The sequence below is a fragment of the Tomitella gaofuii genome (genome assembly GCF_014126825.1).
Classification (GTDB): domain Bacteria; phylum Actinomycetota; class Actinomycetes; order Mycobacteriales; family Mycobacteriaceae; genus Tomitella; species Tomitella gaofuii.
Genome location: NZ_CP059900.1, coordinates 3,757,642 through 3,770,287, shown reverse-complemented (window position 1 = coordinate 3,770,287; position 12,646 = coordinate 3,757,642). Strand labels below are relative to the sequence as shown.

Genomic DNA, 12,646 nt, shown 5'->3' with positions numbered 1-12,646 from the left:
GCGTGCGCGGCCGATCAGCAGGTTCCGCGCGGAACGATGATCGGCACCGTGCCTTGCGGGTCGTCGAGCACGTCGGCCCGCAGCCGGTAGGTCTGCGCCAGCGTCTCCGGGGTCAGCGCCTGCTGCGGCGTGCCGGAGCCCAGGATGCGGCCCTGCCCGAGCACGACGATCCGGTCCGAGTAGGCGCCCGCCATCATCAGGTCGTGCAGCACCATGACGACGGTGCGCCCGCGGCGCGCGAGCCCCTGCACGAGCTCGAGCATTTCGACGGCGTGCGCCGGGTCGAGGTAGGTGGTGGGCTCGTCGAGCAGGATCACCGGGGTGTCCTGCGCCAGCACCATCGCCAGCCACACCCGCTGGCGCTGGCCGCCGGACAGGGTGCCCATGTCGCGGTCGACGAGCGCGGTCGTGGAGGTCTCCTCCAGTGCGGCGTCGATGGCGGCGGAGTCGGCCGCGGACTCGCCGCGCCACCAGGGCCGGTGCGGGTGGCGGCCGCGCGCCACCAGCTCGCCCACGGTGAGCCCCTCGGGCGCCACCGGGTTCTGCGGCAGGACGGCGATGGTGCGGGCGGCGTGCCGGGCCGCCATGCCGTGCACGTCCTCGTCGCCGACGAGCACCCTGCCGGCACGCGGGCTCAGCTGCCGGCTCATCGTCTTGAGCAGCGTGGACTTGCCGCATCCGTTGGGCCCCAGCAGGGTCGTGGTCTCGCCGGGGCGGGCGGTCAGGGCCACGGGTCCGACGACGTCGGGCGCCGAGCCGTAGCCGGCCCGCACCTCCTCGACGGTCACCGTGGAGCCGGTACGGGCGGGATCGGCGTCGGCGCCGTCCAGCGGGGGCCGCCGCGTGTGCTGCTGCGGGATCATCGGGAATCCTCCTGCCTCTGTGCGCAATGCTTCACGGCGTGGACCGCCTCCCGCGCCGCGCCGAGCCGAGCACCAGCGCGATGAGGACGGGGCCGCCGACGACCGCGGTGATGAGCCCGACGGGCGCGGTGAACGGCAGAGCCTCGGCGGCCAGCGCGCACACCGTGATCACCGCGGCCCCGCCGACGGCCGACGTCGCCGGCGGGGGAGTGGGACGCCCGCTGAGCAGCCGCACCAGCTGCGGCGCGACGAGGGCGACGAATCCGATGGGGCCGACGACGGCCACGGTCACCGCTGCGAGCCCCGTCGACGCCACCAGCAGCACCATCCGGACGCGCGGCACCCGGACGCCGAGGGCCGCGGCGGTCGTGTCGTCGTGCGCGAGCAGCGGCAGGTCACGCGAGACGGCCGCCCCCAGGGCGGTGAATACGAGCAGGCCCACCGACAAGGGGATGAGGGCCCCGGCGCGCACGAGTCCCGTCGACCCCGCCAGCCACGTCTGCGCCTCCGTCGCGCGGGTGAGATCGGCGCGCAGCAGCAGGTAGCTGACGAGACTGCTGCACAGCAGGCTCAGCGCGAAGCCGATGACCACGACGCGGCGGGACGAGCCGAAGCCGCCGAAGAGCAGCAGCAGGCCGACGATGACGGCCGCGCCGACGAGCGCCATCGCCGCCCGCCACCAGAACGTGGAGATGTCCTCGGAGAACGCCGGCCGGGCCACCACGGTGCCGGCGACGACGGCCACCGACGCGCCGCCGGTGATGCCGAGGACGTCGGGCGAGGCGATGGGGTTGCGCGACATCGTCTGCGTCCACGCGCCCGCCAGGCCCAGGGCGGCGCCCACCGCGACGGTGGCGATGGCCACCGGAAGACGCAGGTCCCAGACGATGCTGATGGTCCTGTCGGTGCCGCCGCCGGTGAGCGCGTCGAGCACCTGCCCCGCCGTGAGCTGCACGGGGCCGGTGGCGAGGAGCATGACGTAGCCGACCGCGGTGACGACGGCGAGTCCGAGGAAGACGGAGATGAGGCGCAGGCGGCGGGCCCGGGCGGTGCGGCGGCGTCCCGCGCTGCCGTCGTGCGCCGGCGCGGGACCGGTGCCCACGCCGGCCGGGCGCAGATCCGTGGTGCCGGTCATGCGAACACCGCCGGGCGGCTCCGGCGCATGCGCACCACCGAGGCGATGAGCAGCGGTGCCCCGATGACGGCGAGCACCACCGAGACCTCCACCTCGCCGGGGCGCGCGACGACGCGGCCGAGCACGTCGGCGAGCAGCGTGATGGCGGCGCCGACGAGCGCGGTGGGAATCAGCATCCGGCTCAGCGACGGGCCGGTGAACCGCCGCACCAGGTGCGGCGCGGCGAAGCCGACGAAGGCGATGGGGCCGACGGCCGCCGTGGCGCTGCCCGCGAGGATGACGACGGCCAGGGCGGTGAGCGTCCGCGTGGTGCGGGGTGACCCGCCGAGGCCGACGGCGGTGGACTCGCCCATGGCGAGCAGGTCCATCGGGCGGGCCGCGACGGCCGCGAACACCAGGCCGACGGCGAGCCCCACGGCGGCGATGGCCAGGTCGCCGCCGCTGCGCCCCACGGTGGAGCCGACGATCCACTGGCGCATCCCGTCGAGCACCGACGAATCCTGCAGCGCCAGCAGCGTCGTCGCCGCGCGCAGCGCCGCCGCCATACCGAAGCCGACGAGCAGCAGCGTCAGCGGGTCGGAGGTGCGGCGGGAGACGGCGAGCACGACGAGCGCCACCGCGCCGGCCCCCGCGAGCGCCAGCAGCGCCTGGCTGCCGAGGGCGACGACGCCCAGCGTGGTGCCGACGGCGACGGCGAACGCGGCGCCGGCGGTGATGCCGATGATGCCCGGGTCGGCCAGCGGGTTGCGCGTCCACGCCTGGGCGAAAGCGCCGGAGACGGCCAGCGCTGCGCCCGCGGCGAGCGCGAGCAGCGTGCGCGGCACCCGGAGCTGCCACACCACCTGCGCCAGGTCGCCGCCCCCGCCGCCGTCCGGCCCGGCGAACAGCGCCGAGAACGCGGCGCCCGGCGAGGTGGGGCGGGCCCCGACGACGAGGGAGAGCACGCAGCCCGCGACCACGCCGGCGACGGCGATCACGAGGATCGCCGTCGCCCGCCTACTGCGGCCGCGGACCGGTGCACTCACAACTTCTGATCGATCGCGTCGACGACGTACGGAATGGTCAGCGGGTTCGGCATGCTCATCGCGTTGCCCGTGCTCTGGTCCAGGTAGTACACCTTGTCCTGCTTGACCAGGTCGAGCCCCTGGAAAATGGGGCTGTTGCGCACGGCGTCGGCGGCGCCGTTGTAGTCGAGGACGAACAGGTAGTCGAGCACGTCGAGGTCGCGGTAGTTCTCCGGCGCGATGTCCTTGTAGAAGGTGCCGTCGGGCGTGGCCTGCAGATCGTCGGGGATGGTGAACCCGAGCTTCTCGATCATCGCGCCGCGGCCGTCGCCCTCGGTGTAGAGGCCGAGCTTCCCGGCGTAGGGCATGACCACGGCGGCCTTCTTGCCCTGCAGCTCGGGGTGCGTCTCGCGGAACTCGGCCAGGCTCGCCTCGGCCTGCTCGATGAGCTTCTGGCCCTGATCCGGCTTGCCGACGGCCTCGGCGATGGTGGTGACCTGCACCTTCCACGGCACCTGCCAGTCCTTGTACTCCGGCGGGTGCACGGTGACGGGTGCGATGCGCTCGAGGTCGGTCTTCGCCTGCTCGTTCACCGCGTTGTTGACGGCGATGATCTGCGTGGGGTTGGTGGCCGCGACCTGCTCGACGATGTCCGCGGTGAACCCGCTGGCCGTGTTGAAGATCAGCGGCGGGCGCGCGTCGCCCAGCGCGTCCTGCGCCCACGGGCCCACTCCGGACTCGTCGACGTCGCCCTGGGCGCCCCACGGGGCGATCGCGACGGGAGTGATGCCGAGGGCGAGGAGCGTGTCGGTGTCGCCCAGACCCAGCGCGGCGATGCGCTGGTCGTCGGCGGCCTGCTGGGTTCCGGACGCCGCGTTCGCGGTGTCGCCGTCGCCGCCGCGCGAGCACCCGCCGAGCGTCAGGGCCACGGCGGACAGCACCGCGACGGCGCCGAGGAGGCCGCGACGCCGGTGCAGGGGGGTCGGTGCATCAGATTTCTGCATGGGGAGCAGGTTAGCCTAGGCTAATACCTGAACGGAAGCCGGATCGGCCGACGGAAACCGACCGGCGGACGCGGTCCGGCGACCCCGCCGGACCGCGACGCACAACCCAGGAGCCGCATGGCCCACAGCACCACAGCCGCCGACACGCGCCTCGCCGCCCGCCCGGCCGCCGGGGAGCACCGCATCATCCCGGTCACCGTCACCGCGAACGTGCCGCTGGCCCGCAACGTCCGCCGGTTGACATTCACGGCCCCGGAGTTCGCCGACTACCGTCTCAGCGGGCCCGACGAGTACTTCGGCCTGCTCATGCCGCGGGAAGGTCGCACGTTCCGGTGGTTCGACCCCGACGCGGCCGCCAACATCCGCGCCGCCGTCTCCGCCCTCGCGCCCGACGAGCAACCGGAGCTCCGCTGGTACACCATTCGCAGCCTCGACCCGGCGGCCGCCACCATCGACGTCGACGTGGTGACGCACGGCGACGGCGGGCCCGGCTCGCGGTGGGTGCTGCGGGCGGAGCCGGGCGACACCGCGGGCGTCTACACGTCCAACGGCATCTGGTGGCGTCCTCACGCGCAACGGCTGCTGGTGGCCGACGCGACGGCCGTGCCCGCGCTGCGGTCGGTGCTCGAGTTCCTCGCCGCACATCACCCCGGCGAGCTGGCGTCGACGCACGTGCTCGCGCTGGCCGCCTCGGACGCGGAGCTCGAGCCCGGGCTGCTCGAGCAGTGGGCGCACCGCGTGGGCACCCTCGAATTGGTCTACGCGCCCGAGGACCGCCAGTGCGCCGAGACCGCGCGGATCCTGAGGCAGTGGACCCGCGACGGCCATCCCGCCGCGCGCGTGCCGTACATATGGGCGTGCGGCGAGGCGGACTTGGCGAAGGCCGCGCGCACGATGGCCGTCAAGACCTGGGGGCTCGACCCCGAGGCGGCCAATTGGGCCACCTTCTGGATCCGGGGGCGGGCGCGGCCCTGATCCGGCGGCGGTGCCAGGATGGGCGCATGCCGCGCACCCGATCCCGAACCCCCCGATGACCGGCCGGGCCCTGCTGGTGGCCGGCACCACCTCGGACGCCGGAAAGACGGTGGTGACCACCGGGATCTGCCGTGCCCTCGCCCGCCGCGGCATCGCCGTCGCGCCGTTCAAGGCGCAGAACATGTCGAACAACTCGATGGTCGTCGAGGGCGGCACCGCGGGAGACTGCGCGGAGATCGGCCGGGCCCAGTGGGTCCAGGCGGTCGCGGCGGGGGCGCGGCCTGAGCCGGCGATGAACCCCGTGCTGCTCAAGCCGGGCAGCGACCGCCGCAGCCACGTGGTGGTGATGGGCGAACCCGCCGGCACTCTCGACGCCGGCGAGTTCGCGGGCGGACGGGAACACCTTGCCCGCGCCGCCTTCGACGCACTGGACGACCTGCGCTCGCGCTACGACGTGGTGGTGTGCGAGGGCGCGGGCAGCGCGGCGGAGATCAACCTGCGCGCGCACGACTACGTCAACATGGGGCTCGCACGCCGGGCCGGGATGCCGACGATCATCGTCGGCGACATCGACCGCGGCGGCGTCTTCGCATCCATGGCCGGCACGCTGGCACTGCTCTCGCCCGAGGACCAGGAGCTGGTGCGCGGGTTCGTCGTCAACCGGTTCCGCGGCGACGTCGGCCTGCTGCGGCCCGGGCTCGACGAGCTGGAGCGCCGCACCGGCCGTCCCGTGCTGGGGGTGCTGCCGTGGCTGCGCGGGCTGTGGCTGGACTCGGAGGACTCGCTGTCCTTGGGTGCCAGGCGCTCCGACAGCGGGGATCGTGCGGCGGCACCTCGTGAGTCCGAGACGCTCACCATTGCCGTGGTGATGCTGCCGCGCATCTCCAACTTCACCGACGTCGACGCGCTGTGCCTGGAGCCGGGGGTGCGGGTGCGGTACGTCGACGACCCGCGCGCGCTCGCCGGCGCCGACGTGGTGGTGCTGCCGGGCACGCGGGCGACCTTGGCCGACCTGGCCTGGCTGCGCGGACGCGGACTCGACGCGGCCCTCACGGAGCACGCCGCGGACGGCGGTGCGGTGCTGGGGATCTGCGGGGGGTTCCAGATGCTCGGCCGCGAGATCCGCGATCCGGACGGCGTGGAAGATTCCGCGGGCGTCGTCGCCCCGGGGCTGGGGCTGCTGGACGCGATCACCGAGTTCCGCGCCGGCAAGGTGCTGCGCCTGCCGGAGGGGACCGCGCTGGGCGCCGCGGCGTCGGGCTATGAGATCCACCACGGGCGCGTGACGGTGGGGTCCGGCGACAGGTTCCTGGGCGGCGCCCGTGACGGACTCGTGTACGGCACCATGTGGCACGGCGCCCTGGAGGGCGATGCGCTGCGGTCCGCCTGGCTGCGGGAGGTGGCGCGTGCGCGGGGAAAATCGATCGCAACCGGGGCGGTGGGCTTCGCAGCCGCCCGCGCGGAGCGGCTGGACCGGCTGGCCGACCTGATCGACGAGCACATCGACGTGGACGCGCTGCTGGCGATGCTCGATGGCGGGCCCGCGCTGCCCACGGTCCGCCTCGCATTGGAGCAGCCCCGATGAGCGTGCTGGTGCTCGGCGGCACCGGCGAGGCGCGTGCGCTGGCGGAACGTCTCGACGGCGCCGGCGTCCCGTTCGTGTCCTCGCTCGCCGGCCGGGTGAGCCGTCCGCGACTGCCCGTCGGGCCCGTGCGGATCGGCGGGTTCGGCGGTACCGACGGCCTGGCGTCGTACCTGTGCGAGGAGCAGATCACCGCGGTCGTCGACGCCACCCATCCGTTCGCCGCGGGGATCAGTGCCCACGCGGCCGACGCGTGCGCCCGCGCCGGGCTGCCGCTGCTGCGCCTGCAACGGCCCGGATGGTCGGACGAGCCCGGTGCGCACCGTTGGACCTGGGTGGACGGGCACGATGCGGCGGCTGCCGCGGCGGTGGAGGCAGCCGTGCGGGGCGGCACGGTGTTCCTCACCACCGGCCGCCAGACGCTCGACCGCTTCGTCGGGCCGCTGGCGTCGTGCCCGACGCTGGTGCGCGTGGTCGAGCCGCTCGGCATCGCGGCGCCGGACGAGTGGACGGTGCTGGAGTCGCGCGGACCGTACGACCTGGCCGCCGAGCGGGCGCTCATGCACGAACACGGCATCCGCGTGCTCGTCACCAAGGACTCCGGGGGCGTGATGACCCGCGCCAAGCTCGACGCCGCCGACGAGTTGAAGGTGGACGTGATCGTCGTGCGCAGGCCGCCGGCGCCCGCGGGGGTGCGCACGGTCCCCGATGCCGAGGCGGCCGCGCGGTGGGCCGCGGAGATGGGTTAGCGGGGGAGGGGCATGGCGCTCACAGGCGCCGAGCGGAGGGCATGCAGCGTAGGGGCGCTGCAGAAACGTTCCCTTCCCCACAGGTGGAACGCTGCGTAGACACAGAGGAGCGGGGCGTACGGCCCGGAGATGGTCAACGGTGCCGCCGAGTAGAACTCGAAGGTCACCGACAAGTGTTCTGGCGCGGGATGGAATGCCGAGACTGCCTGCCAGTCGAAATGCATCACCTGGCCGTTGGGGAATGCGATGAGGCCGTAGTTCCCGGCAAGGAACTCGATCTGCTGCTGCTCGCGCCACGCCGGCGCCGCTGCGGCCGTGGCCGCATTTCTGCGGCGACTGTTGCCGACCATCGCGCTGCCTGCCAGCAGCGCCCCGGCCCATCCGGTGCCGAAACCGACCATGTGGGTATACGAGCCGTCCCCGGCACTGACGAACCGCGTATACCGGGCGGCGGTGCGTACTTGGATGACCTCGTTCTCGCGCAGCACTACGGGCGTCGGGTCGAGAGGAGGCAGTCTCCTGTCATTGCTGAGATCCGCGTACAGACTCGCCGCGGCCTGCCAGCCGCCTCGTACGTTGTCTGCCATCTGCTCTTGGCGTTCGACGATCTTCTTCCATTCCACGGACCGCCACCACAATCCGCCCAGGAAGAAGATGAACGCGATTGTGAAGAGCAAGGTTCCAGCGAGGAGGCCCACAGACGCCGCGCCTTGAGGGGGGGCTGCCGAGGCCGGGGCGATCGACCATCCGATGAGCGCCATTGAGGCTACCAGGACGACGGCCCATCTGATCCATCGTCGTTCCCTCTGCCAGACGAAACCACGCACCATGTCCCCCGTCCCTCCGCGTGACTACCGCGACGCTGACGACAGTATCAAGCCGCTCGGCATGCTTCTGTCGCGAACGGTCCGGGAATGGCGGTGTCGGGGGCGCGGCCGATGCTGTCGGCATTGGGGGATCGCGGAATCGGGGGCGCGGTGCCGGCGTGATCGGCGCGTGTGCCACTTCAAGGCAAGTCGGCAGTGGGGCATTTCGTCGCGGTCAGCGGTGGGGCGATCCCGAGCTCTGTCGACTCTGGGCAGCGGAGTGGCTTGTCACGAAGCTAGGTATTGAGGAAGTGAACGTGTAGCGTCATCGACCTGTGTTCTGTTGTATTGACAATCCGCCCTGGCGCCTGACCTGCGGGAACTTGCTGTGGTCTGTGCGGGGGTAGAGGCCGGAATTCTTCCGCAACTCCTAGGCGCGGGAAAGGCCGTCGACCTCGACAGAGAGCTGGAGACCTTGCGCGCTCCGCAGCGGGATTCCAGAAGGCATGATGTGAGGCAGGTAACAAATCCTGCGTCGGGAGGTCCGCCATGCCGCACACGCCCGCAACGAGCCGCACCACCGTTCCCGGGGCGCTGAGATCCACCGCGGCCCGCGTGCCGGACCGCGAGGCGCTGGTGTTCGGCGACCTCCGCTACACCTACGCCGAGCTCGACGCGGCCGTCGACCGCGTGGCCGCTGTGCTGGTGGACGGCGGCTTCCGCAAAGGGGACCGGCTGGCGCTCATGTCGCCCAACACCGACAGGTTCGTCATCGCCTTCTACGCCGCCCAGCGCGCGGGCGCGGTGGTGGTGCCGGTCAACCCCGCGTCGACGGGGCTGGAGCTGGACTACCTGATCCGGGACTCGGGTGCGTCGGTCCTGATCTACGCGCCGCCGGTGTCGGGGGCGGTGCGCGATGCGGTGGCGGCCGGCCTGCCCGAGCGGCTGCGCATCCACTGCACGGGTGCGGATGCCGGATACCCCGACCTGTTCGAAGCCGCGGAGGGGACGGCGCCGGGGCCGGTGGACGTGGCGATCACCGAGGACGACGACTGCGAGATCCTCTACACCTCGGGCACCACCGGCAAGCCGAAGGGTGCGCTGTTCGACCACCACCGGCAGATGTGGGAGACGGCGGCGTTCATCGGGGGAGTCGGCCTGCGCGATGGCGACCGGCTGCTGCACGTGGCCCCGCTTTACCACTCCGCCGAGCTCAACCTGATGCTGCTGCCGGGCGTGTTCGTGGGTGCGACGCACATCGTGCACAGCGGATTCGACCCGGTGGCGGTGTTGGACACCATCGCAGGCGAGCGCATCACGATGATGTTCGGGGTTCCCACCATTTACCAGTTCCTCATGCGGGTGCCGGGCGTGGCGGAACGGGACCTGGGGGCGTGGCGCACCGGGATGTTCGGGGCCGCCCCCATGCCGGCGTCCGCCGTGCAGCAACTCGTGGCGACGTTCCCGGGCGTCGAGTTCATGCAGCTGTGCGGGCAGACGGAGGCCGGGCCCGGCGGCATCCTCGCCAAGCACGAACAGGTGGTGGCACGGCCGGAGACCAGCGGCAAGGAGGCGTTGATCAACCTGGAATGCCGGGTGGTACGCCCCGACGGCACCGACGTGGCCCCGGGGGAGGTGGGAGAGATGATCCTGCGCGGCGTGACGGTGATGAAGGAGTACTGGAACAAGCCGGAGCAGACCGCCGAGACCATCCGCGACGGCTGGCTGCACACCGGCGACCTCACGTTGGTCGACGCCGACGGCTGCATGACCGTGGTCGACCGGCTCAAGGACATGATCATCACGGGCGGGCGCAACGTGTACTCGGTCGAGGTGGAGAACGCCGTCGCCGCGCACCCGTCCGTCGTCGACTGCGCCGTGGTGGCGAGGCCGCATGCGGAGTACGGCGAGTCGATCGTGGCCGTCGTGACGCTGGCAGAGGGGGCGAGCCTGGGCCTCGACGAGCTGCGGGAGTTCTGCGGCGAGCGGATCGCGCACTACAAGGTGCCGCATGACCTCGTGGTGCTCGACGCCATCCCGCGCAACGCCTCGGGGAAGATCCTCAAGCGCGAGGTGCGCAGGAAGGTGTGAGTCCTGCCGCGCCGGTTGCTGCAGTGCCGACCAAGCGGATTCTGCACGTTCCGGCGCGGGATCCGGCATTTTCCGCTTGGTCGGCGGACGGGGCGGCGGGAGTGATCGCGTACCGCGTCAGCCCAGTGCGAACCCCTTGTACCCGTCGGCGGCCACGCCGTCGCAGATGCCCCGGTAGGTGCCGACTCCGCCGAGGAACGGCATGAATACGCGTGGCTTGCCGGGGACGTTGGCGCCCAGGTACCACGAATCAGCCTGCGGGTAGAGGGTGCCGGCGGCGATCTGATTGCCGAGCTCCACCCACCGGTCCTGTGCTTCGGCGGTCGCCTCGACGGTGCCGGCGCCCGAGCCGGTCAGGTGCGCCAGCAGGTCGCGCACCCATTCGACGTGCTGCTCGATGGAGACGACGACGTTGGACATCACCGACGGGCTGCCCGGGCCGGCGAGCACGAACATGTTGGGGAAACCCGCCACCGACACGCCGAGGTAGGTGCGCGGGCCGGCCGCCCACGCGTCGCGCAGCCGGCGCCCGCCGCGGCCGCGGATGTCGATGCGCGAGAGTGCGCCGGTCATCGCATCGAAGCCGGTGGCGAGGACGACCGCGTCCAGGCCGAAGTCCCGTGCGCTGGTGCGGATGCCGTCCGGCGTGAACGTCTCGATCGGCGTCGCCCGCAGGTCCACGAGCTCCACGTGGTCGCGGTTGAAGGTCTCGTAGTAGTCGGTGCCCACGCACAGCCGCTTGGCGCCGATGGGGAAGTGCTGCGGGCACAGTGCCTCGGCCGTGGCGGGGTCGTCGACGGCGGCGCGGATCTTGTCGCGCACGAAATCCGCGACGACGGCGTTCGCCTCCGGGTTCGTCATGACGTCCGAGAAGGCGGACTGCACGCACAGCCCGCCGAGGGCCCAGCGCCGCTCGAGCTCGGCGAGCCCCTCGTCCCGCGGGACCTCGGCGGCCGGACCCAGCGACGGCGGCAGATGCCATCCGCCGAATGACTCGCGCAGTGCCTGGCGTCGCGTGGGGTAGTCGGCCTCGATCGCGTCGGTCTCCACCGGGTCGAGGGGGCGGTTCCGCGCGGGCACCACGTAGCCGGCGGTCCGCTGGAACACCGTCAACTGCGACGCCTGTCCGGCCAGAGCCGGGATCGCCTGCACCCCGGACGAGCCGGTGCCGATGACGCCGACCCGCTTGCCACGCAGGTCCGCGTCGTCCGGCCAGTCGGCGGTGTGCAGCAGCCGGCCGCGGTACCCGGACGCGCCGGGGAACTCCGTGGCGTTCGCCTGCGAGAGGCTGCCGGTGGCGAAGATCAGCCATCGCGGCGTCCACCGCCGCCCGTCGTCGGCGCGGACCTCCCACCTCCCGGCCTCGTCGTCGTAGTCCGCCCCGGCGACGGTCGTCGACAGGCTGATGTGCGGGTGCAGCCCGAGCCGGTCCGCGGCGGTCTGCAGGTAGCGCCGGATCTCCTGCGCAGACGGATACCGCTGGGTCCAACGCCACTGCGCGCGCAGGGCGGGGTCGAAAGAGTACGAATAGTCGATGCTGTCGACGTCGCAGCGCGCGCCCGGATAGCGGTTGTGGTGCCAGGTGCCGCCGATCCCGTCGGCCGCCTCGACGAGGTGCGCGTCGAGGCCCAGTTCCCGTGCGGCGTGCAGCATGTAGAGGCCGGCGAAGCCCGCGCCGACGACGAGGACGTCGTGCGTGGCGTGCTGGTGTGCGCGGTGGGCGTTCATCTGTGGCAACCTCGATTCGACAGTGCGGTCAGTGGGGCCGGCGGGAGGAGGCGCAGCCGATGGAGGCCGGAGGGTTCGCCGAGGATCCGGACGTGCTGCCCGCGCATCAACGCGCGCGCTGGGGCGCGATCGTCGCGGCCGCGGGGGCGTTGCTGGCCGAAGGCGACGAGGCCGCTGCCGCCGTCCAGATCCGCGACGTGGCGGCGCGCGCGGGTGTGGCGCTGGGGACGCTGTACCGCTACTTCCCCTCCAAAGAACAGCTGTACGCGGTGGTGCTGCGCGAGTGGTCTGCGGCCGACGCGCAGGCCCGGTCCGGGGACGCCGGCGCGGATGCGGCTGCGGCGGGGGAGCGGCTGCGGGCACGTCTGCACCATTCCGTCCGGCGCTTCGAGGCGTACCCCGCGTATCTGCGATTGCACTATGCGCTGCAGCAGTCGGACGATCCGGTGGTGCGGCGGATCCTGGACCAGTTCTCGGCGCAGGTCGTCGACTCGTACCGGGAGCAGGTGCCGGAGCTGCCGCCCGCCGAGCGCGACGACGTGGTGGTGATGGCGTCCGCGCTGCTCGTACATCAACTCGCGTTGTACAGCCAGGGGCGCCAACGGATCGAGGAGGTGCACCGGCTGGTGGACCGCTTCGTGGAGATCGTCTTCGCGGCCGCGGTGCCCGCCGTGCTCGATGCCCGCGCGGCGGCCCCGCGGCGCTGACG

The 12,646-nt window shown here is 72.6% G+C and carries 11 protein-coding genes; 5 read left to right on the top strand and 6 right to left on the bottom strand.

The genetic code is table 11. The features are described from left to right. Positions 1-14: 14 nt before the first annotated feature. From H4F70_RS17475 to H4F70_RS17460, 4 genes are read right to left on the bottom strand one after another with little or no spacing between them, the layout of a single operon-like run. Positions 15-863 carry an ABC transporter ATP-binding protein gene (locus H4F70_RS17475; protein WP_182358128.1) on the bottom strand — a complete coding sequence of 283 codons (849 nt, stop codon included), beginning with the start codon at positions 861-863 and terminating at the stop codon, positions 15-17. Positions 864-894: 31 nt separating this feature from the next. After that, on the bottom strand, positions 895-1,998 hold the full coding sequence (locus tag H4F70_RS17470; RefSeq protein ID WP_182358127.1) for a FecCD family ABC transporter permease: 1,104 nt from the start codon (positions 1,996-1,998) through the stop codon (positions 895-897). Beyond that, complete coding sequence (locus H4F70_RS17465; protein WP_182358126.1) at positions 1,995-3,023, bottom strand: FecCD family ABC transporter permease; 1,029 nt, start codon at positions 3,021-3,023, stop codon at positions 1,995-1,997. The genes H4F70_RS17470 and H4F70_RS17465 overlap by 4 nt, the downstream gene beginning before the upstream one ends. After that, a complete protein-coding gene (locus H4F70_RS17460; protein WP_182358125.1) occupies positions 3,020-4,006 on the bottom strand; it encodes an ABC transporter substrate-binding protein in 987 nt (328 codons plus the stop codon). Before H4F70_RS17460 ends, H4F70_RS17465 begins: the two co-directional genes overlap by 4 nt. A 117-nt stretch (positions 4,007-4,123) precedes the next feature. Here H4F70_RS17460 and H4F70_RS17455 point away from each other — a divergent pair, with 117 nt between their 5' ends. Genes H4F70_RS17455 through H4F70_RS17445 form a run of 3 tightly spaced genes read left to right on the top strand, consistent with a single transcriptional unit; the run spans position 4,124 to position 7,312 of the window. Next, complete coding sequence (locus H4F70_RS17455; RefSeq protein WP_182358124.1) at positions 4,124-4,981, top strand: siderophore-interacting protein; 858 nt, start codon at positions 4,124-4,126, stop codon at positions 4,979-4,981. Positions 4,982-5,036: 55 nt separating this feature from the next. After that, a complete protein-coding gene (locus tag H4F70_RS17450) occupies positions 5,037-6,566 on the top strand; it encodes a cobyric acid synthase (protein WP_182358123.1) in 1,530 nt (509 codons plus the stop codon). Next, the gene (locus H4F70_RS17445; protein WP_182358122.1) at positions 6,563-7,312 is read left to right on the top strand and encodes a cobalt-precorrin-6A reductase; all 750 of its coding nucleotides are present in this window, start codon (positions 6,563-6,565) and stop codon (positions 7,310-7,312) included. The genes H4F70_RS17450 and H4F70_RS17445 overlap by 4 nt, the downstream gene beginning before the upstream one ends. Here H4F70_RS17445 and H4F70_RS17440 read toward each other — a convergent pair. Continuing rightward, positions 7,309-7,989, bottom strand: coding sequence for a hypothetical protein (locus tag H4F70_RS17440; RefSeq protein WP_182358121.1), 681 nt, complete (start codon positions 7,987-7,989; stop codon positions 7,309-7,311). The genes H4F70_RS17445 and H4F70_RS17440 overlap by 4 nt on opposite strands. A 678-nt stretch (positions 7,990-8,667) precedes the next feature. On the opposite strand from H4F70_RS17440, the gene H4F70_RS17435 reads away from it, so the two are divergent. Further along, positions 8,668-10,209 carry a class I adenylate-forming enzyme family protein gene (locus tag H4F70_RS17435; protein ID WP_182358120.1) on the top strand — a complete coding sequence of 514 codons (1,542 nt, stop codon included), beginning with the start codon at positions 8,668-8,670 and terminating at the stop codon, positions 10,207-10,209. 117 nt (positions 10,210-10,326) lie between these two features. Here the strand turns inward: H4F70_RS17435 and H4F70_RS17430 are convergent, their stop codons facing one another. Next, positions 10,327-11,937, bottom strand: coding sequence for a flavin-containing monooxygenase (locus H4F70_RS17430; protein WP_182358119.1), 1,611 nt, complete (start codon positions 11,935-11,937; stop codon positions 10,327-10,329). 59 nt (positions 11,938-11,996) lie between these two features. Between H4F70_RS17430 and H4F70_RS20710 the strand changes: the two genes are divergently transcribed. After that, positions 11,997-12,644 (top strand): TetR/AcrR family transcriptional regulator, encoded by a 648-nt coding sequence (locus H4F70_RS20710; RefSeq protein ID WP_182358118.1) that lies wholly within the window; start codon positions 11,997-11,999, stop codon positions 12,642-12,644. Positions 12,645-12,646: the final 2 nt, after the last annotated feature.